Genomic DNA, 23,665 nt, shown 5'->3' on the forward strand with positions numbered 1-23,665 from the left:
GTTTTTTTGTTGTCATGTCACCGGCAGGTGCTCTAGCCCGATCACATAAACCGCAGATTGCGCGGCATGATGCCGACAGAATCGCGAGCCGTCGCACGCCACCGGGAGACAGGCCCAGCCGGAGGGGTAGCGATGACCGAGAGCACATCGTCTCATGTTGCTCGTCAGGCGGTGCCGACGCGAGGCGCAGGCTTTCGCCTCCCGCTTCCTGCGACCCCGAGCCATCATCAAGTCGTCAATCGACTTTGCACACAGGACTTCGCTCAGCGCGCTTGCCGTAGCATCGCCCCTGGCATCCAGCTCGACGTACAACCGACAAAATAAAACGCCGGCGCTCTTTCGAGTGCCGGCGTTTTTCAAGCCAATCTACAGCGGGCTCAGGCCCGCATCAGATTAGAACTTGTGGCGGATACCAACGGTAGCGCCGAACTGGCTGTCGCCCTTGCCGGTCGAGTCAACGTTGGTCTTGCCGAAGCCGCTAACACCCAGGTTCGAGTTGTCGCGGTTGTAGGCGTAGGCCAGGCTCAGGTAAGCGTCGGTGCGCTTCGACAGAGCGTAGTCAGCCGTAGCAACGAACAGCCACGGATCAGCCTTGGCGCCGCGGAAGTCTTGGTAGTAAGCCGAACCGCTCAGCGAGAACGCCGGGGTGATCTGGTAGCCAGCACCCAGCCAGTACAGGTTCGACGAAGCCTTTGCGCCGGTGATGGCTTGCAGGCTGGTGTTGCCCAGGAACGGCAGAACACCGGTGTCAACGCCCTTGGCCCAACGATAGCCGGCAAACACCTTGGCCGGGCCGAAGGCGTACGAACCAGCCAGCGATGCACGGCGAACCGTCGCGTCAGGCTGAGCGGTGAAGCCCAGGTTGGTTTCGTCGTACACGGCACCCACAGCGAACGGGCCACCAGCGTAGGTCAGCGCCAGGCTGTACTCGCGGCCAATCTTCCAGGTACCCGGAACTTCACCAGCATTGCCCTGGAATGCACCAGCGGCGCCGCCCGTGTTCGAGCCGAAGCTGTACAGAGCGTTGGCGGTCAGGCCACCGAACGTACCGATGTACTTGATCGAGTTGTCAGCGCGGCCAGCGAAGGCGCCGTCTTGCGCGGTGATCGAGTAGTTCGATGCAATGGCCATCGGGTCGAACTGCAGACCGAAGTCATACATCGGGGTCTGGTGACGACCCAGGGTCAGCTGACCGAACTGGCTGCCAACACCGACGTAGGCTTGACGACCGAACAGGCGACCGTCGTTGCCCATCTTGCCGTCGTCAACGGTGAAACCGCTTTCCAGCACGAACAGACCCTTCAGGCCACCGCCCAGGTCTTCCACGCCACGCAGGCCCCAACGGCTGCCCGATTGGCCACCCGAGATCATGCGGGTCACGCTGTGGCCGGAGCCAACGCCTTGAGCCACGTTGGCAGGCTGATTGTTCTGGTATTCGATACCAGCATCAACCACACCGTACAGGGTTACGCTCGATTGGGCATATGCGCCGCCAGCGGCCAGAGCGGCGACGGCAGCAGCAAACAGTTTCATCTTCATATCGACACTTTCCTTGTCAACTGATTGGGAAATCTTGGTTGCCCAAGTGTTTGGGCGACGCATTTACTTTCACGTCTGCTGCGTATTATGGGCCAGCGTCCCCGGCCGTCAGAAGGCTTTTTCGGCGTAAACCGCGTATACCTCCGCTTTTTGTTGTGACTGAACAACAGAAACAAGGCAGAATTTCACCAAATTGGTGCAAAACCGCCGCTTCCTTGTCCCATTGAATCAATCAGCCTGCGTCTCGGCGGCGGCATCGGTGCGGGCGTCAGGGCGACCCACAAAGCGCGCCATCAGCAACCCAAGCTCATACAAGGCGATCAATGGCACGGCAAGGAGGAGCTGGGACAGGACGTCCGGAGGCGTGACCACGGCAGCAATGATGAATGCACCCACGATTACATAGGGACGGATCTGCTTGAGCTTATCCAGCTCCACCACGCCAAACCGAACCAGGACGATCACCACCACCGGCACCTCGAAAGTGATGCCGAAGGCAAGGAACGTAGTCATGGCAAAGCTCAGGTACTTGTCGATGTCCGTCGACATGTCCGCGCCGAGCGGCGCGTTGTAGTGCGCCATGAAATGGAAGACGGTCGGAAAGACCAGGAAGTACGCGAACGCCACGCCGCACAGGAACAGCACGTAGCTGCTGCTCACGAGCGGAACAATCAGCCGCTTCTCATGCTGGTACAGGCCCGGCGCGACAAATTGCCAGACTTGGTACAGCACCCACGGCAGCGCAATCAGGAAAGCGACCAGCAGCGTGACTTTCATCGGCACGAAAAAGGAGCCGGTCACATCTGTCACGATCATCCTGCCGCCCTTGGGCAGCGCATCCATCAGCGGGCGCGCGAACAGGTTGAAGATAACGGGTGCCCAGTACACCAGCCCCACGAAGACCAGGAGGACGCCGGCCACCGCCTTGACCAGGCGTTCGCGCAGCTCGACCAGATGGGAAATGAAGGTTTCCTGCTGCGATTCGTCTTGGGGATCGTTCGACCGGTTGTCGCTCATGGCGTGGACCGCTCAGCCGTGGCGGCTGGCATTTGTATTTCGGTGAGACCGCTTGCGCGGCAGGCATCGCGATGGCGGGCGGCAAGCGTGCTGCTGCCCGGCCATGCTCATTCGAAGAAGGATCGGGCCCGGCCGGCGGCCGGGCGGTGTCGCTTGACGCGCGCGGCGCCGGACTGGACCCAGACGCGGACATTGTTCTGGCGCTTGAACCAGAGCGGACGCGCGCCCTGCTTGACCCGCCAGCTCTTGCGCCCGTTGTGCGACTTGTGCGCCGAGTCCCAGCTGGGCGAGAAGCTCGAGGCATCGCTGCCAGGCGCGGCAGAGCCCTCCGCACCGCCCAGCGCTTCGTTCAGCGCCTGCGTCTGCTCGCTGACTTCCTTGTGGATGGTGCGCTCGACATCGCGCGCGGCGTCTTCGAATTCCGTACGCATCTTGCGCAGTTCCTCGAGCTCCACCTCGCGGCTGACTTCAGCCTTGACGTCATTGATATAGCGCTGCGCACGCCCGACCAGCGCACCCACCGTCCGCGCCACGCGGGGCAGGCGCTCGGGGCCGATCACGATCAGCGCCACGGCGCCGATCAGCGCCAGCTTCGAAATGCCAAGGTCGATCATGCGGGCGTCAGGCGGATTACTGCCAGGGCGAGAATCATCGGTCGTGCAACCACTCGGTGCGGAGACAGGGCGAAAAGGGAAACAGCGGCAATGCCAGGCTTATTGCTGGCGGCTCTTTTCCTTGGCTTCCACATCGATGGTGGTGGAATCACGCAATTCCTTGGCCTCTGCAGGCTTGTCGTCACCACCTTCCTTCATGCCGTCCTTGAAGCCCTTGACCGCGCCGCCCAGATCCTGGCCGATATTGCGCAGCTTCTTGGTACCGAAAACGAGCATGACGATCACCAGAACGATCAGCCAATGCCAAATGCTAAACGAACCCATTTCTTGCTCCTGATGAAGCCGCGGGCGATACCTGTTGCCGCCCGGACCCGTTGTTCCGTCCAAATCTGGCTGCGCCGGGCGACGGTTGCCGGCGCAGCGTCCGGTCCGCGCACGCGGTCCGGCTCCTTATGCTTCGTCTGCCCGGTCAGGGCAGCGGCACCTTCCATTCGTTGCGCGGACCACCAAGCACATGCAAGTGCAGGTGGTAGACCTCCTGGCCGCCATCCGGGCCGGTATTGATTACCGTCCGGAAGCCATTGCCACAGCCCGCCGCGCGCGCCAGTTCGGGCACCTTCAGCATCATTCTAGCAAGCACCTCCCCTTCGGCCGGACCACACTCCGCCAGCGAGTCGACATGTGACTTGGGGATCAGCAGGAAGTGTACCGGGGCCTTGGGGTGGATATCGTGGAAGGCCATCATGTCGTCGTCCTCGTAGACCTTACGCGACGGGATCTGGCCGGCCACAATCTTGCAGAAGATGCAATTATCCTGGGAATTCATGAAATTTTTGTTGCGATGTCGAGCGCACACCGGTCATCGCGACATACTTGATCACTAGAAGCCCTGTTCCGCGTACATCGGCTTGCTGTCATGGAGATAGAGCCAACCTTTCACGATACGATACAGCATCCAGAGGGACAGAATCGCCCACACCGCGAAGGCCAGCGGAATCAGCACCACGCTGACGAAAAACACGCCGCCGAGCACCGCCCACGCCACCGACCACCAGAACGAGCGGATCTGCCACGCGAAGTGCGACGCATACAATGTGCCGCGCGCATCGTCGCGCTTGACGTAGTCGACGATGATGGCGATCAGCGCCGTCACGCCGCCCGTCAGCCAGAAGATGGCATAGAGCGCATAGAGGATGTGCATCAGCTTGCGCAGGCTGGCGAGCCGTTCGCTATCGCTGGTCGTGACCTGCCCGGTGTAATCGTTCGCCATGCTCGCCCTTTCGATTCCGCCGTTGCCCTGCCCGTCAGCCCTGCTCCGGGCGGCTGGCCTTTTCCTCGAGGCCGGACAACCCTTCGCGGCGCGCGAGTTCGTTGACAACGTCCGCCGGCTTCAGGCCGAAGTTGGCCAGCAGCACCATGGTATGGAACCACAGGTCCGCCACCTCGTAGACCACCTTGTCCGCGTCCGCGCCGGTCTTTCCGGCCGCGCGCGCGTCCTTGGCAGCCATCACGGTCTCGGTGGCTTCCTCGCCGATCTTCTTGAGGATGGCATCGTCGCCCTTGCGGAACAGGCGCGCAACGTACGATTTCTCGGGGTCGCCGCCGTTTTCAGGCTTGCGCGATTCCAGCACCGCGGCCAGGCGCGCCAGCACGTCGGCGCCGGCGGAGTGGGATTCGGTCATGGCTTGGCGTTGTAGATTTGCGAAGGATCCTTGAGCACCGGCTCGACGGTCTGCCAGTCGCCGGTTTCGGCATCGCCCTCGAACTTCTGGAAGAAGCAGGAATGCCGGCCGGTGTGGCACGCAATGCTGTCGACCTGCGTGACCTTGAGCAGGACCACGTCTTCATCGCAGTCCAGGCGCATCTCGTGCACCTTCTGCACGTGGCCGGATTCCTCGCCCTTGTGCCACAGGCGCTTGCGCGAACGCGACCAGAACACGGCCTCGCCGAGTTCCGCGGTCTTCTGCAGCGCATCGCGGTTCATGAACGCGAACATCAGCACGTCGTTGCTGCCGACTTCCTGGACGATCACCGGCACCAGGCCGTTATCGTCCCACTTGACCTTGTTGAGCCACTTCTTTGCCATGATCAGATCCGCACGGGAATGCCCTCGCGGGCCATGAATGCTTTTGCCTCGCCAACCGTATGCTGGCCGTAATGGAAGATGCTGGCGGCCAGGACTGCGTCGGCGTGGCCCAGACGGATGCCGTCGGCAAGGTCCTGCAGGCCACCCACGCCGCCCGAGGCGATCACCGGCACCGGCACCGCGTCGCTGACGGCGCGCGTCAGTTCCAGGTCGAAGCCGCTCTTGGTACCGTCGCGGTCCATGCTGGTCAGCAGGATTTCACCGGCGCCGCGCGCGGCCATTTCCTTCGCCCACGCCACGGCGTCCAGTCCCGTGGCTTTGCGCCCGCCATGCGTGAAGACTTCCCAGCGCGGCGGCTCGCCTGGCGCCGAACTGCGCTTGGCGTCGATGGCCACCACGATGCACTGCGAACCATACTTGCCGGTTGCGTCCGACACCAGTTGCGGATTGGCGATGGCCGACGAATTGACGCTGATCTTGTCCGCGCCGGCATTGAGCAGGCGCCGCACGTCTTCCACGGCGCGCACGCCGCCGCCCACGGTCAGCGGAATAAAGACCTGCGAAGCCACCGCTTCGATGATGTGGAGGATCAGGTCGCGTCCGTCGCTGGTCGCGGTGATGTCGAGAAAAGTGATTTCATCGGCGCCCTGTTCGTCATAGCGGCGCGCGATTTCCACGGGATCGCCCGCATCGCGCAGCTCGACGAAATTGACGCCCTTGACCACCCGCCCGTTCGTCACATCGAGGCAGGGGATGATACGTTTGGCTAGCATGAGATTCCTTGTCCGCCGCGGGCCCGGTGGCGGCCCGCAGCGGCGGCGCCCGGCAAGGGCGCGTTTGGCTTATTCCCCGGCGCTCAGCTTGTCCGCGCGCGCCTGCGCGTCGACAAAGTTGAGATCGCCAGAGTAGATGGCACGGCCGCAGATGACGCCTTCCACGCCGTCGTTCTCCACGGCGCACAGGTTGTCGATGTCGGCCAGGTTGGACAGCCCGCCGCTGGCGATCACCGGGATCGACATCGATTGCGCCAGCTTCACGGTGGCGTCGATATTGATCCCCTGCAGCATGCCGTCGCGGCCGATGTCGGTATAGATAATGGCTTCCACGCCATAGTCTTCGTACTTGCGCGCCAGGTCAGCCACTTCGTGGCCGGTCAGCTTGCTCCAGCCGTCGGTCGCGACCTTGCCGTCCTTGGCGTCCAGGCCAACGATGATGTGGCCGCCGAAGGCCGAGCACGCATCCTTCAGGAAGCCAGGGTTTTTCACGGCGGCGGTACCGATGATGACGTACGACAGGCCGCCATCCAGCCAGCGCTCGATGGTATTGAGGTCGCGGATGCCGCCGCCGAGCTGCACCGGGATCTCGTCGCCAACCTCGGCGATGATGGCCTTGATGGCGGCTTCGTTGCGGGGCTTGCCGACAAATGCGCCGTTGAGATCGACCAGGTGCAGGCGGCGCGCACCCTGATCGACCCAGTGACGTGCCATGGCGGCGGGATCTTCGGAAAAGACGGTGGCCTGGTCCATGTCGCCTTGTTTGAGGCGTACACACTGACCGTCCTTCAGGTCGATGGCCGGAATGAGCAACATAATCGTGACGAGCGTGGTTAAGTGAGTGAGATAGAGCCAGTGCGGCCAACGGCCGGCAGGTCCGGATCAATAGGCAAGCATTCCTGCATGGCGTTGACTGGCTCGGATCGGATCTTCAGGGATTCCAATGCACGAAGTTCCGGTAAAGCTGCAACCCCATGGCTGCGCTTTTTTCGGGGTGGAACTGCGTGGCAAAAATATTATCGCGTGCTACCGCGCTGGTAAACACACTCCCATACTCCGTTTCGCCGGCAATATGGGCCGGGTCCTGCGCGCGCACGAAGTAGCTATGCACGAAGTAAAACCAGCTTTCGTCCGGAATGCCATCCCACAGCGGATGGGCCCTGCACTGCCTGACGCGGTTCCAGCCCATCTGCGGCACCTTGAAGCGGGAGCCGTCCGGCTGGGTCATCCCTTCCAGCTCGAAGCGGATGACTTCACCGGGCATCAGCCCCAGGCAAGGCGTCTTGTCGGTGCCGGCCCTGGCTTCGCGGCTGTGTTCGAACAGCATCTGTTCGCCAACGCACACACCGAACATCGGCTTGCTGGCCGCCGCCTCGAGCACCGCCTCCTGCAGCCCCGAAGCGCCCAGCGCCGACATGCAGTCCGGCATGGCACCCTGCCCCGGCAACACCACGCGGTCCGCGCTGCGGATGCCTTCCGGGACATCCACGACGCGCACATCCGCCTCAGGCGCCGCGGCACGCAGGGCCTGCGCCACCGAGCGCAGGTTGCCCATGCCGTAATCCACAATTGCTATGGTAGTCATGATTTCAAAACAGGCAATAATGTCTTCAGCCCGTCCACAATGAATTCGACGGCCAGCGCCGACAGGATCAGCCCCATCAGCCGCGTGCCGATATTGATGCCGGTACGCCCAACCACACGGGCGATCGGATCCGCCGCGCGAAACACCGCATACACCACCGCCCCCAGCACCACGCCAATACCGACCAGGATCAGCAGCTGGTACCAGTGCTGCGTCTTGCCGGCATAGACGATCACCGTGCTGATCGAGCCGGGCCCGGTCAGCAGCGGCAGCGCCAGCGGCACCACCGCGATACTGGACCTGGCCTCGGCTTCATCCTCTTCTTCCGGCGTGGCCTTGGTCCGGCTGGTCTGGGCGTTGAGCATGTTCATGGCCATCATGATCATGATGAGCCCGCCGCCGACCTGCAGCGACGCCACCGAAATATTGAAGAACTCGATGATCTGCTGGCCCAGCAGCGCCGATACCGCCACCACGATGGCCACCGAGACCGATGCGATCTTGATGGTACGCAGTTTCTCCGCTTCCGACTGCTGCCCGGTCAGGCTGATAAAGAACGGAATGGCGCCGATCGGGTTGATCAGCGCCAGCAGCGAGATGAACGACTTGAGCGTATCCATCGGTTGCGGATTAGCCGGTGCCCCGGCCCAGTTTCGCGAAGTTCGGTCAGCGGGCGCCGCAACCAGCCGGCACGCCTTCGGTTCAGCAGCCGGTCAGAGCGTGCCCTTGGTCGATGGGATGGTGTTCGCCGAACGCGGGTCCAGCTCCACCGCCATGCGCAGTGCCCGGCCAAAGGCCTTGAACACGGTCTCGCACTGATGGTGGGCATTGATGCCCCGCAAGTTGTCGATATGCAAGGTCACGCCCGCATGGTTGACGAATCCACGGAAGAACTCGATGAGGAGGTCGACGTCGAAGCTGCCCACGCGCGCACGCGTGAACGGCACGTGGAATTCCAGGCCGGGGCGGCCGGAAAAGTCGATCACGACGCGCGACAGGCATTCGTCCAGCGGCACATAGCTGTGGCCATAGCGCGTGATGCCCTTCTTGTCGCCGATCGCCTTGGCGACAGCCTGGCCGAGGGTGATGCCGACGTCCTCCACGGTGTGGTGGTCGTCGATATGCGTATCGCCGGTAGCCTCGACTTCCAGGTCGAACATGCCGTGGCGCGCAATCTGGTCGAGCATGTGGTCGAGGAATGGCACGCCGGACGCCAGATGCTGGCGGCCGGTGCCATCGAGATTCAGGGAAACGCGGATTTGCGTTTCCGAAGTATTGCGGGTGACCTCTGCAACACGCATGGTGTTAATCCTGCAGCGAAGCTGCAAATGCCTCAAGAAATTGCGCGTTTTCTTCGGGAGTGCTGACCGTGACGCGCAAACAGTTGGCCAGCAATGGGTGCATTTTACTCACGTTCTTGATCAGCACCTTGCGCGCAAGGAGCCGGTCGAACGTCTGTGCCGCATCCGGCACGCGTGCAAGGAGGAAATTAGCGGCGCTTGAAAACACGGTCACGCCGGCATGGGCAGCCATGCCCTGCGCCACGCGCGCGCGTTCGGCGCGCAGTTGCGCGGCCTGTTCGTCCAGCACCGCGACGTGCTCGAGCGCGAACAGCGCCGCCGCTTCGGTCAGCACATTGACGTTATAGGGCGGCCGCACCTTGTCGAGCTGCTCCAGCCACTGTGGTGCGCCTGCCACATAGCCCAGGCGGATACCGGCCAGGCCCAGCTTTGAGACCGTGCGCATGACCAGCAGGTTGCCGAATTCCGTCAGGCGCGGCATCCAGCTTTCCTGCGCGAACGGCTGGTAGGCCTCGTCCACCACCACCAGGCTGCGGCACACCGGACCCTGCGCGGCACGGACGATGGCCTCCATGTCGGCGGCATCGAACAGGTTGCCGGTCGGATTGTTCGGATAGGCCAGGTAGACGATGGCAGGCTGGTGCTCCGCCATGGCGGCCAGCATCGCTTCGCGGTCCAGCGTGAAGTCCGCGCGCAGCGGCACACCCACGAACTGCAGGCCGGCGAACTGGGCCGACATCGCGTACATCACGAAGCCGGGCACAGGCGCCATCACCTTCGCACCGGGCCGGGCCGCGGCCAGCGCCAGCATGCTGATGATTTCATCCGAACCGTTGCCGAGCAGCACGTCCATGCCGGCGGGCACCTGCATGACGTCCTTCAGCTTCGCGCGCAGCGCCTCGCTGCTCGGCATCGGGTAGCGGTTCAGCGCCACCTCGCCGAGCCGCGCGGCCAGCTGGTCGCGCAGCTCGGGCGGCAGGCGGTACGGGTTCTCCATGGCATCGAGCTTCACCAGACCATGCGAATCCGGCACGTGGTAGGCGCCCATGGCGCGCACGTCATCACGGATGATTCGCTCGATCAGGGAAGGGTCTACGACTGACATGGATGCTCCTGTTTGCGCTGCCGCACCGATGCGGCAGCAATGGGTTCAACTACGCTTGAAACGATATTCGGCGCTGCGGGCATGGGCCTGCAGGCCTTCGCCATACGCCAGTTCGGCGGCGATCTGGCCCAGCATCTGCGCCCCGCCCTCGCTCACCTCGATCAGGCTCGAACGCTTCTGGAAGTCGTACACGCCCAGCGGCGACGAGAAGCGCGCGGTGCGCGAGGTCGGCAGCACGTGGTTGGGGCCGGCGCAGTAATCGCCGAGCGATTCGCTGGTATAGCGGCCCAGGAAGATGGCGCCGGCGTGGCGGATCTTCTCGCTCCACTGGCGCGGATTCTCGGTGGAGATTTCCAGGTGCTCCGGCGCGATCGCATTGGCGATCTCGCAGGCCTCTTCCATGTCGCGCACCTTGACCAGCGCGCCACGGCCCGAGATCGAGGCCGCGATCACCTCGCGGCGCGGCATGCTGTCGAGTTGGCGCTGGATGCTCGCCTCGACTTCGGCGATATAGCCGGCGTCCGGACACAGCAGGATCGATTGCGCGAGTTCATCGTGCTCGGCCTGCGAGAACAGGTCCATCGCGACCCAGTCCGGATCGGTCGTGCCGTCGCAGATCACCAGGATTTCCGACGGGCCCGCGATCATGTCGATGCCGACCGTGCCGAACACGCGGCGCTTGGCGGCGGCCACGTAGGCGTTGCCCGGGCCGACGATCTTGTCGACCTGCGGCAGCGTCGCCGTGCCGAAGGCCAGCGCGCCGACCGCCTGCGCGCCGCCGATCGTGAACACCCGGTCCACGCCCGCGATCTGCGCGGCAGCCAGCACCAGTTCGTTGCGCACGCCGCCCGGCGTGGGCACGACCATGATGATTTCCTTGACGCCGGCCACGCGCGCCGGAATCGCGTTCATCAGCACCGACGACGGATACGCGGCCTTGCCGCCCGGCACGTAGATGCCCACGCGGTCCAGCGGCGTCACCTTCTGGCCCAGCATGGTGCCGTCGGCCTCGGTGTATTCCCAGCTGTGGCTGCCGCACTCGATCTTCTGCTTCTCGTGGTAGGCGCGCACACGCGCGGCGGCGGCTTCGAGCGCGGCGCGGCGCTTGGGCTCCAGGTCTTCGAGCGCAGCTTCGAGTTCGCTCTGCGAGACTTCCAGCGCGCCCATCGACGCGGCCTCGACGCGGTCAAAGCGCTGCGTGTACTCCAGCACGGCGGCGTCGCCGCGATCCTTCACGTCGGCCAGGATCTGCGCCGCGGCGCGGTCGATGGCCTCGTCCTCGCCCGCCTCGAAGGCCAGCACCTCGCGCAGCGCCTTGGCAAAGCCAGGCTCCGCGGAGTCGAGCCGGCGGATCGACACGTTGTCCATTTCGGTTGCGTTCATGACTCCATTCCTCTCTGGGGCGCGGGCCTCAGGCCAGCGCCGCCGATGCCTTCTCGAACGCGTCGAGAATCGGCGTCAGCCGTTCGCGCTTGAGCTTCAGCGCAGCCTGGTTCACCACCAGGCGCGACGAAATCTGCACGATCTCTTCGACTTCCACCAGGTTGTTGGCGCGCAGCGTATTGCCGGTGCTGACCAGGTCGACGATGGCATCCGACAGGCCGACCAGCGGGCCCAGTTCCATCGAGCCATAGAGCTTGATCAGGTCGACGTGCACGCCCTTCTTGGCGAAGTGCTCGCGCGCGGTCTGCACGTACTTGGTCGCCACCGCCAGCCGCGCGCCCTGGCGCACGGTCTTGGCGTAGTCAAACCCGGCGGGCACCGCCACCGACATGCGGCAGCGCGCGATGTTCAGGTCGATCGGCGCGTACAGGCCGGTCATGCCGTGCTCCATCAGCACGTCCTTGCCGGCCACGCCGAAATCGGCGGCGCCGTATTGCACGTAGGTCGGCACGTCCGACGCGCGCACAATGATCACGCGCACCGCGGGATCGGTGGTCGGCAGGATCAGCTTGCGCGAAGTCTCCGGATCCTCGGTCACGCGAATGCCGGCGGCTTCAAGCAGCGGCAGCGTTTCCTTGAAGATGCGGCCCTTGGAAAGCGCCAGGGTGAGCTGGCTGGGCGAAGCGTTGAAAGCGGGACTCATCGGTTTCCTCAGGCGATGCGGCGAATCTTGGCGCCAACCGCCGACAGCTTGTCTTCCATGCGGTCGTAGCCGCGGTCCAGGTGGTAGATACGGTCGATCACCGTGTCGCCGTCGGCCACCAGGCCGGCAATGACCAGGCTCGCCGAGGCGCGCAGGTCGGTCGCCATCACGGTGGCGCCGGACAGGCGCGGAACGCCCGTCACCACGGCCGTGTTGCCTTCCGCCGTAATGTTGGCGCCCAGGCGATTCAGCTCCTGCACGTGCATGAAGCGGTTTTCGAAGATCGTCTCGGTAATGCGTGCGGTGCCTTCGGCCACGGCGTTCAGCGCCATGAACTGCGCCTGCATGTCGGTCGGGAACGCCGGGTATTCCGAGGTGCGGAAGCTCACGGCCTGCGCGCGGCGCGGCATCGACAGGCGGATCCAGTCGTCGCCGGTTTCCACGTTGGCGCCGGCCTCGCGCAGCTTGATCAGCACGGCGTCGAGGATCAGCGGCGAAACGTCGCGCAGCACCAGGTCGCCCAGCGTGGCCGCGGCCGCGCACAGGAAGGTGCCGGCCTCGATGCGGTCGGCAACCACCGAGTGCTTGGCGCCATGCAGCTTGTCGACGCCTTGCACGATCAGCCGGTCGGTGCCGATGCCGTCGATCTTCGCGCCCATCTTGACGAGCAGCTCGGCAAGGTCGGTCACCTCGGGTTCGCGCGCGGCGTTTTCCAGCACCGTCTCGCCGTCGGCGAGGGTCGCGGCCATCAGCAGGTTTTCGGTGCCGGTCACGGTGATCATGTCCGTCACCACGCGGGCGCCCTTCAGGCGGCTCGCGCGGGCATGGATAAAGCCGTGCTCGATATTGATCTCGGCACCCATGGCCTGCAGGCCCTTGATGTGCTGGTCCACCGGACGCGCGCCGATGCCGCATCCGCCGGGCAGCGAGACGCGGGCCTCGCCAAAGCGCGCGACCAGCGGGCCGAGCACCAGGATCGACGCGCGCATGGTCTTCACCAGCTCATACGGCGCCTCGGGCGAATTGATGTCCGCGCCTGCCAGCGTAGCCGTGGCGCCGGTCATCTCGGCATGCATGCCCATCTGCCGCAGCAGCTTGAGCATGGTGCGCGTGTCCTGCAGGTTCGGCACGTTGTCGATCGTGACGGTGTCGGCCGTCAGCAGGCCGGCGCAGAGGATCGGCAGCGCGGCGTTCTTGGCGCCGGAAACACGGATCTCGCCTTTGAGCGGGCCATTGCCCTGGATCTGGAATTTGTCCATGTTCTGTCAGTTGCAGCCGGACGGGGTGAGCACGCCCGGCGTCGTTATCGCGAGGGCCGCATGCATAGCACGCAGCCCGAATCGGTGAAACCGTCCCCGGCCGCTTATTTGCCGGCGCCCGCCTGCCATTCGGCCGGCGTCAGCGTCTTCATCGACAGCGCATGGATCTCGGCACGCATGCGGTCGCCAAGTGCGGCGTACACGCGCTGGTGACGCTGGATCAGGCGCTTGCCATCGAATTCGTTGCTGACGATGGTGGCAAAGAAGTGCTGGCCGTCACCTTCGACTTCCAGATGTTCGCAGGGCAAACCTTGGGCAATGTAATCCCTGACTTGTTCCGGAGTAGGCAGCATGATGTCTTCTCTTCTGTGTGGAGGGCCGCGTTTTCAGTGGCGCAGCTTGAAACCCGACTTCAGCAGGCGCAGCGCCAGCGTCGCGAGCAGCACGAAGGCCGCGCCGACCACCGCCAGGCTGAACAGCGGCGACACGTCCGAGACGCCGAAGAAGCCATAGCGGAAGCCGTCGATCATGTAGAAGAACGGGTTGGCATGGGAAACCGCCTGCCAGAAGGCCGGCAGCGAATGGATGGAATAGAACACGCCCGACAGGAACGTCGCGGGCATGATCAGGAAATTCTGAAAAGCGGCCAGTTGGTCGAATTTCTCGGCCCAGATACCGGCGATCAACCCCAGCGTGCCGAGGATGCCCGCGCCAAGCAGCGCGAACACCAGGATCCAGCCGACATTGGCGAAATGCAGGTTGGCGAACCACGCGGTCACCAGCAGCACGCCCAGGCCCACCGTCAGCCCGCGGATGACCGATGCCACCACATAGGCGCCGAACATGTCCCAGTGCGATAGCGGCGGCAGCAGCACGAACACCAGGTTGCCGGTGATCTTGGACTGGATCAGCGACGACGAGCTGTTGGCGAAGGCGTTCTGCAGCACGCTCATCATCACCAGGCCCGGCACCAGGAAGGCGGTGTAGCTGATCTGGTCATAGACCTTGACGCGGTTTTCCAGCACGTGGCCAAAGATCAGCAGGTACAGCACCGCCGTGAGCACGGGCGCGGCCACGGTCTGGAAGCTGACCTTCCAGAAGCGCAGCACTTCCTTGTAGAGCAGGGTCCGGAAACCGACCAGCCCGCCGACGGACATCGGCGCGAGCCTTGTACTGTCGAGCACTTCGATATCGCCAGGCTGCTTCATGCCGCGGCCTCCATGGCCTGGTCGGGCAAGGCGCCGGGCATGTGGCCCTCGCGCCGCATAATCTGGACAAATACGTCTTCGAGATCGGCCTTGTTGATTTCCATGTCTTCGATTTCACAGCCAGCCTCGCGGCAGGCGGCCAGGATGGGTTCCACAGCCGGATAACCCGACAGGCGCAGTCGCACCGCGCGCTCGCCCGGGTTGGCCGGCATGCGCAATGGCTCCAGGGCCACCGGCAGCGTGCCGCGCGCGAACGTCAGCACCAGTTGCAGGCCGGCGAACTGCGTCAGCAGGTTGCTGGTGCGGTCCAGCGCCACGACCTCGCCGAATTTCAGCATGGCGATGCGGTCGCACAGCGCCTCCGCCTCCTCCAGGTAGTGCGTGGTCAGGATGATGGTGTGCCCTTCGCGGTTCAGCCGCGAAATGAACTTCCACAGGGTCTGGCGCAACTCCACGTCCACGCCGGCGGTAGGTTCGTCCAGCACGATCACGGGCGGACGGTGCACCAGCGCCTGCGCCACCAGCACGCGCCGCTTCATGCCGCCAGACAGCTGGCGCATATTGGCATCGGCCTTGTTGGTGAGATCGAGGTTGGCCATGATCTCGTCGATCCAGTCGTCATTGCGCGTCAGGCCAAAGTAGCCGGACTGCAGCCGCAGCGTCTCGCGCACGGTGAAGAAGGGATCGAACACCAGTTCCTGCGGCACCACGCCGAGCATACGCCGCGCCATGCGGTAATCGGACACGACATCGTGCCCGAGCACACTGACGCGGCCCGAGTCCGCGCGGTTCAGGCCCGCCAGGATGGAGATCAGCGTGGTCTTGCCGGCACCGTTGGGACCGAGCAGCCCGAAGAATTCGCCGCGCTCGACGGTGAAGCTGACGCCCTTGAGCGCCTGCAGGTTGCTGTAGCGCTTGCGAACGTCGGTGAGTTCGATGGCTTTCATGGCCGAATGTCTGGAGCTGGCCCGCCTGGGACCAACCGTCTGGAAATGGGGACCAACCTGGAGCACTGGTGCCCGGGCTACCCTGAACCGGCCCCGACGTGTTGCGGGGCTGCGGGGGAATGGGCGAACAACCCGGAATTATAGGGGATGCGGGGAGACTCCCGCTTGGGGCGCGGCCACCGTTTCAGGCGGCGGCCGGGGCATCCGGATAACCACGGCCGAGGCGCGTGGTCAGGGATGCCGGTTCAATGTCGATGCGAAGCCGCTTGCGGCGCCAGGCCCAGCAGACCGTCGACACCGTACAGCGAAGCCAGCTCGGCAAGTTGCGGCGGAACGCCCTGCAGCGACAGCTTGCCCTGGCGCGCAGCGGCGGCGCGTTGCCAGGCCAGCAGCACGGCCACGGCGGACGAATCCACCTGCGCCAGCGCGGCGCAGTCTACCTGCGTTTCGCCTTGCGCCACGCGCGACAGGCCATCACGCAGCACGGCGGCGGCGTTCTGGTTGGTCAGCGAGGTGCCAAGCGAGAGCATGGTGGAGGTTGGTTCGAGCGAAGCCAGCGGCGTTCTGGAAAACACAAGCTCCCGCTTCAAGCGGGAGCCTATGTGCGTGCGGGCTATTGTAGAGCAGTTTCGGGGGTGCGTGCTGCGATGCAGCGACACCCGGGGTATCAGCTCTTGGCGTTAGCCAGCTGGCGGTTGCGGTCCTGCAGCGTCTTGATCACGCCATCCACGCCCTGCTGGCCGACGATGGTGTTGAAGCTGCCCTTGTAGGCTTCGGTCAGCCACGCGCCCAGCACGTTGATGTCATAGACCTTCCAGCCCTGCGCGGTCTTCTCGAGGCGGTAGTCCAGCTGGATCGGCTCGCCCTTGTTGATCACCTGGGTGCGGATGGTCGCATCGGTGTCGTCCGGCGACCCGCGATACGGCTTGTACTGCACGGTCTGGTCGCGGATCTGCGCAATGGCGCCGGCATAGGTGCGGATCAGCAGCGTCTTGAACTCGTCGGTAATCACCTTCTGCTGCTCGGGCGTGGCCTTCGACCAGTTGCGGCCCATGGCGATCTGCGTGGTCTTCTGGAAGTTCGCGTTCGGCAGGATCTTCTGCTCGACCAGCGCGGAGATCTTGGCAATATTGCCGCCCTGCATGTCCTTATCGCTCTTGACGCTCGTCATCACGTCATTGACGACGGCCTTGACGAGCGCTTCGGGGCTGGCGGCATCCTGCGCCGGAACCTGCGCGTGGGCGGCGCCGGCAAAGGCGGCTACAGCGAGGAAGGGGAGCAACAGTCGCTTGATCATGAAATTTTCCTTCTCAGTCAGATTCGTTCGCTGCCCGGAATCGACCGTCATTTCTGACCGTCCGCAATCCAGGACCTTGCGCACATTGGAACATAGTCCGGCGCAGCGAGTTTTTGGCACCAGGGCATCCGGCGCCACTTCAAAACAATTTGTTTCAGTGCTCACAGCGCATTCACAGCGTCGGTGAGCGTGCATGCGGTCAGCGGATGCGCAAGCCGCCGCCCGGGACAAAGCGCTGTATCGGCGACGCCGGCGGCACGGGCAGGTTCTGGCCCTCGGGCTGCGTTGCTCCCTCGGCGGGTGGGGCGGGTGGCTGGGACGGCTCGTGCGCCGACGGCTGAGGTGCCGGCGACTGAGGGGCTGCCGCGCCGTCGCTCTCGGATTCGTCATCCTCGCGGCTCGGAGGATTGCCGTCGTAGATCAGGTACTCGCGCCGCTGCAGGTACGCATCGCGCATGAACGCGTACTTATCCAGCGCGGCCTGCTCGAGCAGGTTGGTCGCGCCCAGCAACTGTGCGCGGCCCGCCACGATACGTACCCCGACCAGCGAATTACGCAGCGAGACCGGGTAGAAATAGGCCGACGGGTCGATCTGCCGGTCCACCAGCATGCCGGCCGTGTCGCGCACAGTGCTCGGCCCGAACAGCGGCAGCACCAGGTACGGCCCCGCGGGCACGCCCCAGACGCCCAGCGTCTGGCCAAAGTCTTCCTTGTACTTGGGCAGGCCGCCCGGGGTGGCGATATCGATCAGGCCGCCGATACCCAGCACGGTGTTGATCGCGACCCGCATGGTGTCTTCAGCGGCGCGCGTGGGCTTGCCCTGCAGCAGGTTGTTGACCGCCGAATAGACATCGCTGACGTTCGAAAAGAAATTGTCGACCGCAGTCTGGACCGGCGACGGGATGTAGTCCGAGTAAAGCTGGGCAATGGGCTTGAGCACGCCCTTGTCGAAGTCCTCGTTGATGCGCGAGACCTCGCGGTTGAACGGTTCGATCGGATCCTTCGGGTTGGCGGTCGGGCCCGTGGCGCAACCGGCCAGCAGCATCAGCGCGCTGGCCGCGAAAGCCAGCGCGGCGCGCCTGGGTCCTGGTGTACTGGCGGAGGCGGTCATTTGGCGGCTCCGCCAAGGGCCGGTGCGCTCGCCGCGCCGCCACTGCTGCCCCCGCCGGCGCCGGCATCGGCCGCCTTGTTATAGAGGAACTGGCCGATCAGGTTCTCCAGCACCACCGCCGATTGCGTCATGGTGATGCGCGAACCCTGCGCCAGCATGGCCGTATCGCCGCCCGCCTCCAGGCCGATGTATTGCTCGCCCAGCAACCCCGAGGTCAGGATCTTGGCCGAGGTGTCCTTGGGAAACTGGTACGGCTTCTCCAGGTTCATGACCACGGTCGCCTGGTAGGTCTTGTCGTCGAACCGGATCGCGGCCACGCGCCCCACCACCACGCCGGCGCTCTTGACCGGTGCACGCGGCTTGAGCCCGCCGATATTGTCGAAGCGCGCTTCGACCGCGTAGGTTTCCTGGAACGTGAAGGCGCTCATGTTGCCAGCCTTCAGGGCGAGGAACAGCAGGGCAACGAAGCCCGCCACCACAAACAACCCCACCCAGAAATCGAGTGCATTTTTTTTCATTGGGATCTCTTTCTACCCGTTGTCCTGTCAGTTGCCCCGTTGCCGTCGTTCATCAGCTGAACATCAGCGCGGTCAGCAGGAAATCCAGCCCCAGCACGGCCAGCGACGCCATCACCACGGTACGGGTCGTGGCGCGCGATACGCCTTCCGGCGTAGGCTTGGCCTCGAACCCCTGGTACAGGGCAATAAACGTCACGGCAATGCCGAAAACAAAGCTCTTGATCACGCCGTTGAGCACGTCGGCACGCACGTCCACGCCACCCTGCATCTGCGACCAGAACGCGCCGGCGTCCACGCCGATCAGCTGCACGCCGACGAGGTAGCCGCCCAGGATGCCGACGGCGCTGAAGATTGCAGCCAGCACCGGCATGGCCACCACGCCCGCCCAGAAGCGCGGGGCAATCACGCGCTGCAACGGGTTAACGGCCATCATCTCCATCGCCGTGAGCTGTTCGCCGGCCTTCATCAGGCCAATCTCGGCGGTCAGCGAGGTACCGGCGCGGCCGGCAAACAGCAGCGCGGTGACCACCGGACCCAGTTCGCGCACGAGCGACAGCGCCACCAGCAGCCCAAGCGCCTGCTCCGACCCGTAGCGGTTCAGCGTGTAGTAGCCCTGCAGGCCCAGCACGAAACCCACGAACAGGCCGGATACGGCAATGATCACCAGCGACAGGTTGCCGACGAAGAAGATCTGGTCGGACACCAGGCGGAATCGCCGCAGCAGCGCGGGCGACAGGCCCAGCACCGCGAAGAACATCCGCGTGGCGCGGCCAAGGCCGGTGACGCCCAGCCGGACCGCGGCGCCGATTGACGTCAGAAAGTCCGTCACCGCACACCTCCGCCGGCAAAGTCTTCGGCCAGCGTGGGGCCGGGATAATGGAACGGCACCGGGCCGTCGGCTTCGGCGTGGACGAACTGGCGCACGAACGGATCCGTCGAGGCGCGCAGAGTCTCCGGCTCGCCATGCGCGGCAATGCGGCCGTTGGCAATGAAGTACACGTAGTCGGCGATCTGGAAGGTCTCGTGCACGTCGTGCGAGACGATGATCGTGGTCGCGCCCAGCGCGTCGTTGAGGCTGCGAATCAGCCGCGCGGTCAGTCCCAGGGAAATCGGATCGAGCCCGGCAAAGGGCTCGTCGTACATCAGCAGTGTCGGATCCAGCGCGATGGCCCGGGCCAGGGCCACCCGGCGCGCCATGCCGCCGGAAATCTGCGACGGCATCAGGTCGCGCGCGCCGCGCAGGCCCACCGCATTGAGCTTCATCAGCACCAGGTCGCGGATCATCGATTCGGGCAGGTCCGTGTGCTCGCGCAGCGGGAAAGCCACATTATCGAACACCGACAGGTCCGTAAACAGCGCGCCGAACTGGAACAGCATCCCCATCTGGCGCCGCACGGCGTACAGCCCCTTCACATCCAGCGCATGGATGTCGGCGCCGTCGAACTTCACCGCACCGGATTGCGGCCGTACCTGGCCGCCGATCAGGCGCAGGACGGTAGTCTTGCCGCAGCCGGATCCACCCATCACCGCGATCACCTTGCCACGCGGGAATTGCATGGTCAGGCCGGTCAGGATCGGCTTGGCATCCGGCGAGTAGGCAAAATCTACCGCGTTGAGTTCGACGAGATTGTGGGTTGAATCAGTCACGTTGGCAGCGTTCCGGGCAGTCGGCCATTATAAGGGCTACTACCTAGGCCTGCAGGTCGCCGTGGGCCCGCCGCCACATCGAACGCTGCCGGAGCGTTATGGCTCCCCCTGGGCGGCATCGCGCAGGATGACCTGCCACTGGATCGACTCCGAGCGGATCGCGGTGGCGAACGCCTCGGGCGAATCGCGCTGCGGCGTCAGGCCCGCAGCAACCAGGCGCGCGCGGACTTCCCGCTCCGCCATCACCTCGTCCAGCTCAACCGCCAGCCGCGCGACGATCGCGCGCGGCGTCTTGGCCGGTGCCAGCACGCCGAACCAGGCCGCGGCGGCATAGCCCTCCAGGCCGGATTCCTGCAGCGTCGGCACCAGCGGCGCCAGCGGCGAGCGCGATACGCCGGTCACGCCGATCATGCGCAGGGCGCCACTGCGGACATGGCTCTGCACGGCCGCATAGGAACAGAAGCACGCACTGATCCGGCCGGCCAGCATCTCCTGCACGACCGCCCCCTCGCCCTTGGCCGTCACGAGCGGCACGCCGTTGCGGATGCCGCGCACGGCGTATTCCGCATACAGGTGGGACGGGCTGCCCGGCTGGCCGTATCCGTAGCTGTACGAGCCGGGATTCGACCTGACCGCGACCGCCCATTGTTCCGGCGTGCGCATCGGCAAGCGGCCGTCGATGACCAGGAAGAGCGGCGTGGTGGCCACGCGGGCGACCGGCGTGAAATCGCGCACCACGTCATACGGCACTGGCTCCAGTCCGGGCTGGATCAGCATGTTGGCCTGGTGGAATAGCAAGGTGTGCCCGTCCGAACTCGACTTGGCCACGACATCGCCGGCCGTGGTACCGGCCGCGCCGGGCCGGTTGTCCACATCCACAGGAACACCGAGCCGGGCCGAGAGCCGCTCGGCAAGCAGGCGCGCGATGGCATCGGCCACGCCGCCCGCGGGAAACGGGACGATCAGTCGCACCGGCCGCGCCGGAAACGACATCGTCCGCGCCATAGCGGTCGGCGCCGAGGCGGTGGCCGTCGATACGGCCTGCGCGGCAAAAGGCGTCCCAGCCGCCAGCAAGGCGGTCAACACCCCAAACCACGCCACTGCAGCATTCCGGATGGCAGCAGGAAGCACCAACTTCGCTTTACCTCGCCAAAGCCGCGACAAAGTGCGTACTTCGGACATCAATTTTCTCCGGCGCGTCCCGCTGAGCAGGACCGCATACGGGTCGGCGGAAAAAGGATCCGAGGCGGTTTCCGATTATTGTTTTTGTAAATTGTACGAACAACCTCCGGGAGGACACAGGCACGTAAACCATAGCGCGGGAGAACCCTGTAATTGATTGGGAGCCTAGAGGAACGTCTGGCATCTTTACGCAAACACCTACAATGGCGCGATGTCAGATTTTCTTGTGCGGCGCATGACCGCCGCAGACCTGGATGGCGTGCTCGAGATCCAGGCGCAGTGCTATCCCGCCAACCTGCTCGAGGGCATTGAGGCCCTCGCCAGTCGATTAACGCTCTCTCCAGAGACCTGCATGGTGGCGATTTCCAGCGGCGATCAGGCCCTGGCGGGCTACCTTTTCACCCACCCTTGGCCACGGGGCAGCCTGCCGCCGCTCGACGGCATCCTGGAGCCATCCACGGACGACCGGCCGGGCCCGGCCATGACCTGGTTTGTCCACGACATGGCCGTGGCACCGGCAGGACGCGGAAGCGGCCTCGCGCCAAGGCTCCATGAGGCGGCCTTGCAGGCTGCATTGGAAGCAGGTCTGCGGCATTCGCGGCTGATCGCGGTGCAGGCTGCGGCAGACTGGTGGCGCAGGCTTGGGTACGCGCCGATGGCAGCCCAAGAGGCCGCCGTGCATGCCGGCAAGCTCGCCTGCTATGGTCCGGGTGCGCTGATCATGGAACGCGCACTGGACGCCTGATACCTCCGACGGAAAAAGAAAAAACCCGCCTGGCTCGCACAGGCGGGTTTTTCGTCCGTCGCGACAAGGCGATCAGCGCGGCAGTTCCGAATGCCCCATCAGGAACGCATCGACCGAACGCGCAGCCTGGCGGCCTTCGCGGATGGCCCACACCACCAGCGACTGGCCGCGGCGCACGTCGCCAGCGGCGAACACCTTCGGCACATTGGTCTGGTAGGCGCGCTCGCCCTCGGTGGCGGCCTTGGCGTTCTTGCGCGCATCGGTGTCGACACCGAATGCGTCCAGCATCGAACCCACCGGGTTGGTGAAGCCCATGGCCAGCAGCACCAGGTCGGCCGGCAGGATGAACTCGCTGCCCGGCACTTCCTGCATCCTGCCATCCTTCCACTCGACGCGGCAGGCCTTCAGCGCGGTGACCTTGCCGTTCTCGCCGATGAATTCCTTGGTGGCGACGGACCAGTCGCGGTCGCAGCCTTCTTCGTGCGACGACGAGGTGCGCAGCTTGATCGGCCAGTACGGCCACACCAGCGGCTTGTTCTCTTCTTCCGGCGGCTGCGGCAGCAGTTCGAACTGGTTCACCGAGGTGGCGCCATGGCGGTTCGAGGTGCCGACGCAGTCGGAACCCGTATCGCCACCGCCGATCACGATCACGTTCTTGCCTTCGGCGCGGATATTGTTCTCGCCGTCGCCCGCCACTTCCTTGTTCTGCGGAATCAGGAATTCCAGCGCGAAGTGGATGCCGTCCAGGTCGCGGCCCGGCACCGGCAGGTCGCGCGGCACTTCCGAACCACCGGCCAGCACGACGGCGTCGAACTGGTCCATCAGGTCCTTGGCCGAGATGGTTTCGCGGGCGTAGTTCTTGATGCCGGCCGGCAGCGCGCCGTCGGTCACCATCACGCCGGCGCGGAAGGTCACGCCTTCGGCCTGCATCTGCTCGATGCGGCGGTCGATCAGCGTCTTCTCCATCTTGAAGTCGGGGATGCCGTAGCGCAGCAGGCCGCCGATGCGGTCGTTCTTCTCGAACACGGTCACGTCATGGCCGGCGCGCGCCAGTTGCTGTGCTGCAGCCATGCCTGCAGGGCCGGAGCCGACCACGGCCACGGTCTTGCCGGTCTTGTGCTTCGGCGCCTGGGGCGCGACCCAGCCCTCTTCCCAGGCCTTGTCGATGATGGCGTGCTCGATCGACTTGATGCCGACGGGCAGCTCGTTGATGCCCAGCGTGCAGGCGGCCTCGCACGGTGCCGGGCAGATGCGGCCCGTGAACTCGGGGAAGTTGTTGGTCTGGTGCAGCACCTCGATGGCGCTCTTCCAGTCCTGGCGGTACACCAGGTCGTTGAAGTCCGGAATGATGTTGTTGACCGGGCAGCCGTTATTGCAGAACGGGATGCCGCAGTCCATGCAGCGCGCACCCTGGAGCTTCGCTTCGCTGTCGGACAGCGCGAACACGAATTCCTTGTAGTGCTTCACGCGCTTGACTACCGCTTCGTAGCCTTCGTTCTGGCGCGGAAATTCGAGAAAGCCAGTCGCCTTACCCATGTTGCGTCCTTGGTCTTGCTGGCAAGACCGGCGTGGCCGGCCTTGCTGTGAGGTCAGTATCTTGTCGGGACCGCCGCCGGTGTTGCCCTGCCTGCGGCCCCTGTCTCGT

29 protein-coding genes are annotated in these 23,665 nt (G+C 64.7%); 1 reads left to right on the forward strand and 28 read right to left on the reverse strand.

Annotation, left to right across the window (positions count from 1 at the left end):
* Positions 1–393: 393 nt before the first annotated feature.
* From ACIGJB_RS15130 to ACIGJB_RS15260, 27 genes are all read right to left on the reverse strand, one after another.
* Positions 394–1,539: a porin gene (locus ACIGJB_RS15130; RefSeq protein ID WP_483730549.1), complete on the reverse strand. Its 1,146-nt coding sequence runs from the start codon at positions 1,537–1,539 to the stop codon at positions 394–396.
* 228 nt (positions 1,540–1,767) lie between these two features.
* Entirely contained in the window at positions 1,768–2,556 is a 789-nt protein-coding gene (gene tatC / locus ACIGJB_RS15135) for a twin-arginine translocase subunit TatC (protein WP_483730550.1), read from the reverse strand.
* A gap of 107 nt (positions 2,557–2,663) precedes the next feature.
* The gene (tatB, locus tag ACIGJB_RS15140; RefSeq protein ID WP_483730551.1) at positions 2,664–3,170 is read right to left on the reverse strand and encodes a Sec-independent protein translocase protein TatB; all 507 of its coding nucleotides are present in this window, start codon (positions 3,168–3,170) and stop codon (positions 2,664–2,666) included.
* 99 nt (positions 3,171–3,269) lie between these two features.
* Positions 3,270–3,494, reverse strand: coding sequence for a Sec-independent protein translocase subunit TatA (gene tatA / locus ACIGJB_RS15145; RefSeq protein WP_483709574.1), 225 nt, complete (start codon positions 3,492–3,494; stop codon positions 3,270–3,272).
* 145 nt (positions 3,495–3,639) lie between these two features.
* Entirely contained in the window at positions 3,640–3,996 is a 357-nt protein-coding gene (locus tag ACIGJB_RS15150) for a histidine triad nucleotide-binding protein (protein WP_483709575.1), read from the reverse strand.
* A 54-nt stretch (positions 3,997–4,050) separates the two neighbouring features.
* Complete coding sequence (locus tag ACIGJB_RS15155) at positions 4,051–4,440, reverse strand: DUF4870 family protein (RefSeq protein WP_483730552.1); 390 nt, start codon at positions 4,438–4,440, stop codon at positions 4,051–4,053.
* A gap of 34 nt (positions 4,441–4,474) precedes the next feature.
* Entirely contained in the window at positions 4,475–4,852 is a 378-nt protein-coding gene (locus ACIGJB_RS15160) for a phosphoribosyl-ATP diphosphatase (RefSeq protein ID WP_483730553.1), read from the reverse strand.
* Positions 4,849–5,256, reverse strand: coding sequence for a phosphoribosyl-AMP cyclohydrolase (gene hisI, locus ACIGJB_RS15165; protein ID WP_211949894.1), 408 nt, complete (start codon positions 5,254–5,256; stop codon positions 4,849–4,851). The genes ACIGJB_RS15160 and hisI overlap by 4 nt, the downstream gene beginning before the upstream one ends.
* Before the next feature lie 2 nt (positions 5,257–5,258).
* A complete protein-coding gene (gene hisF, locus ACIGJB_RS15170; RefSeq protein ID WP_211949893.1) occupies positions 5,259–6,029 on the reverse strand; it encodes an imidazole glycerol phosphate synthase subunit HisF in 771 nt (256 codons plus the stop codon).
* A gap of 69 nt (positions 6,030–6,098) precedes the next feature.
* Positions 6,099–6,845 (reverse strand): 1-(5-phosphoribosyl)-5-[(5-phosphoribosylamino)methylideneamino]imidazole-4-carboxamide isomerase, encoded by a 747-nt coding sequence (gene hisA, locus ACIGJB_RS15175; protein WP_483730554.1) that lies wholly within the window; start codon positions 6,843–6,845, stop codon positions 6,099–6,101.
* A 115-nt stretch (positions 6,846–6,960) separates the two neighbouring features.
* Positions 6,961–7,614: an imidazole glycerol phosphate synthase subunit HisH gene (gene hisH, locus ACIGJB_RS15180; RefSeq protein WP_483730555.1), complete on the reverse strand. Its 654-nt coding sequence runs from the start codon at positions 7,612–7,614 to the stop codon at positions 6,961–6,963.
* Positions 7,611–8,234 (reverse strand): YchE family NAAT transporter, encoded by a 624-nt coding sequence (locus ACIGJB_RS15185; RefSeq protein ID WP_211949890.1) that lies wholly within the window; start codon positions 8,232–8,234, stop codon positions 7,611–7,613. The genes hisH and ACIGJB_RS15185 overlap by 4 nt, the downstream gene beginning before the upstream one ends.
* A gap of 93 nt (positions 8,235–8,327) precedes the next feature.
* Positions 8,328–8,915: an imidazoleglycerol-phosphate dehydratase HisB gene (gene hisB / locus ACIGJB_RS15190; RefSeq protein ID WP_483730556.1), complete on the reverse strand. Its 588-nt coding sequence runs from the start codon at positions 8,913–8,915 to the stop codon at positions 8,328–8,330.
* Between the two features lie 4 nt (positions 8,916–8,919).
* Positions 8,920–10,020, reverse strand: coding sequence for a histidinol-phosphate transaminase (hisC, locus tag ACIGJB_RS15195; protein ID WP_483730557.1), 1,101 nt, complete (start codon positions 10,018–10,020; stop codon positions 8,920–8,922).
* A gap of 45 nt (positions 10,021–10,065) precedes the next feature.
* Positions 10,066–11,403 (reverse strand): histidinol dehydrogenase, encoded by a 1,338-nt coding sequence (gene hisD, locus ACIGJB_RS15200; protein WP_483730558.1) that lies wholly within the window; start codon positions 11,401–11,403, stop codon positions 10,066–10,068.
* 28 nt (positions 11,404–11,431) lie between these two features.
* A complete protein-coding gene (hisG, locus tag ACIGJB_RS15205) occupies positions 11,432–12,106 on the reverse strand; it encodes an ATP phosphoribosyltransferase (protein ID WP_483730559.1) in 675 nt (224 codons plus the stop codon).
* Positions 12,107–12,114: 8 nt separating this feature from the next.
* Positions 12,115–13,365, reverse strand: coding sequence for a UDP-N-acetylglucosamine 1-carboxyvinyltransferase (murA, locus tag ACIGJB_RS15210; RefSeq protein WP_483730560.1), 1,251 nt, complete (start codon positions 13,363–13,365; stop codon positions 12,115–12,117).
* Positions 13,366–13,469: 104 nt separating this feature from the next.
* Positions 13,470–13,718 (reverse strand): BolA family protein, encoded by a 249-nt coding sequence (locus tag ACIGJB_RS15215; RefSeq protein ID WP_483730561.1) that lies wholly within the window; start codon positions 13,716–13,718, stop codon positions 13,470–13,472.
* Positions 13,719–13,751: 33 nt separating this feature from the next.
* Positions 13,752–14,573 carry an ABC transporter permease gene (locus ACIGJB_RS15220; RefSeq protein ID WP_483730562.1) on the reverse strand — a complete coding sequence of 274 codons (822 nt, stop codon included), beginning with the start codon at positions 14,571–14,573 and terminating at the stop codon, positions 13,752–13,754.
* Positions 14,570–15,520 carry an ABC transporter ATP-binding protein gene (locus tag ACIGJB_RS15225; protein ID WP_211949882.1) on the reverse strand — a complete coding sequence of 317 codons (951 nt, stop codon included), beginning with the start codon at positions 15,518–15,520 and terminating at the stop codon, positions 14,570–14,572. The genes ACIGJB_RS15220 and ACIGJB_RS15225 overlap by 4 nt, the downstream gene beginning before the upstream one ends.
* A 245-nt stretch (positions 15,521–15,765) precedes the next feature.
* The gene (locus ACIGJB_RS15230; RefSeq protein ID WP_483732347.1) at positions 15,766–16,050 is read right to left on the reverse strand and encodes an STAS domain-containing protein; all 285 of its coding nucleotides are present in this window, start codon (positions 16,048–16,050) and stop codon (positions 15,766–15,768) included.
* A 137-nt stretch (positions 16,051–16,187) separates the two neighbouring features.
* Complete coding sequence (locus ACIGJB_RS15235; RefSeq protein WP_483730563.1) at positions 16,188–16,817, reverse strand: MlaC/ttg2D family ABC transporter substrate-binding protein; 630 nt, start codon at positions 16,815–16,817, stop codon at positions 16,188–16,190.
* 199 nt (positions 16,818–17,016) lie between these two features.
* Complete coding sequence (locus tag ACIGJB_RS15240; RefSeq protein ID WP_483730564.1) at positions 17,017–17,928, reverse strand: MlaA family lipoprotein; 912 nt, start codon at positions 17,926–17,928, stop codon at positions 17,017–17,019.
* On the reverse strand, positions 17,925–18,446 hold the full coding sequence (gene mlaD, locus ACIGJB_RS15245) for an outer membrane lipid asymmetry maintenance protein MlaD (RefSeq protein WP_483730565.1): 522 nt from the start codon (positions 18,444–18,446) through the stop codon (positions 17,925–17,927). The genes ACIGJB_RS15240 and mlaD overlap by 4 nt, the downstream gene beginning before the upstream one ends.
* Before the next feature lie 52 nt (positions 18,447–18,498).
* On the reverse strand, positions 18,499–19,275 hold the full coding sequence (mlaE, locus tag ACIGJB_RS15250; RefSeq protein ID WP_483730566.1) for a lipid asymmetry maintenance ABC transporter permease subunit MlaE: 777 nt from the start codon (positions 19,273–19,275) through the stop codon (positions 18,499–18,501).
* Positions 19,272–20,093, reverse strand: a complete 822-nt coding sequence (locus ACIGJB_RS15255) for an ABC transporter ATP-binding protein (protein WP_483730567.1) — start codon at positions 20,091–20,093, stop codon at positions 19,272–19,274. The genes mlaE and ACIGJB_RS15255 overlap by 4 nt, the downstream gene beginning before the upstream one ends.
* A 96-nt stretch (positions 20,094–20,189) precedes the next feature.
* Positions 20,190–21,275 (reverse strand): Bug family tripartite tricarboxylate transporter substrate binding protein, encoded by a 1,086-nt coding sequence (locus tag ACIGJB_RS15260; protein ID WP_483730568.1) that lies wholly within the window; start codon positions 21,273–21,275, stop codon positions 20,190–20,192.
* A 211-nt stretch (positions 21,276–21,486) separates the two neighbouring features.
* Here ACIGJB_RS15260 and ACIGJB_RS15265 point away from each other — a divergent pair, with 211 nt between their 5' ends.
* A complete protein-coding gene (locus ACIGJB_RS15265) occupies positions 21,487–22,020 on the forward strand; it encodes a GNAT family N-acetyltransferase (RefSeq protein ID WP_483730569.1) in 534 nt (177 codons plus the stop codon).
* A 72-nt stretch (positions 22,021–22,092) separates the two neighbouring features.
* Here ACIGJB_RS15265 and ACIGJB_RS15270 read toward each other — a convergent pair whose 3' ends face one another.
* Positions 22,093–23,556, reverse strand: a complete 1,464-nt coding sequence (locus ACIGJB_RS15270; protein ID WP_483730570.1) for a glutamate synthase subunit beta — start codon at positions 23,554–23,556, stop codon at positions 22,093–22,095.
* Between the last annotated feature and the right edge of the window lie 109 nt (positions 23,557–23,665).

This window comes from Cupriavidus sp. C2SS-8b, assembly GCF_057073745.1.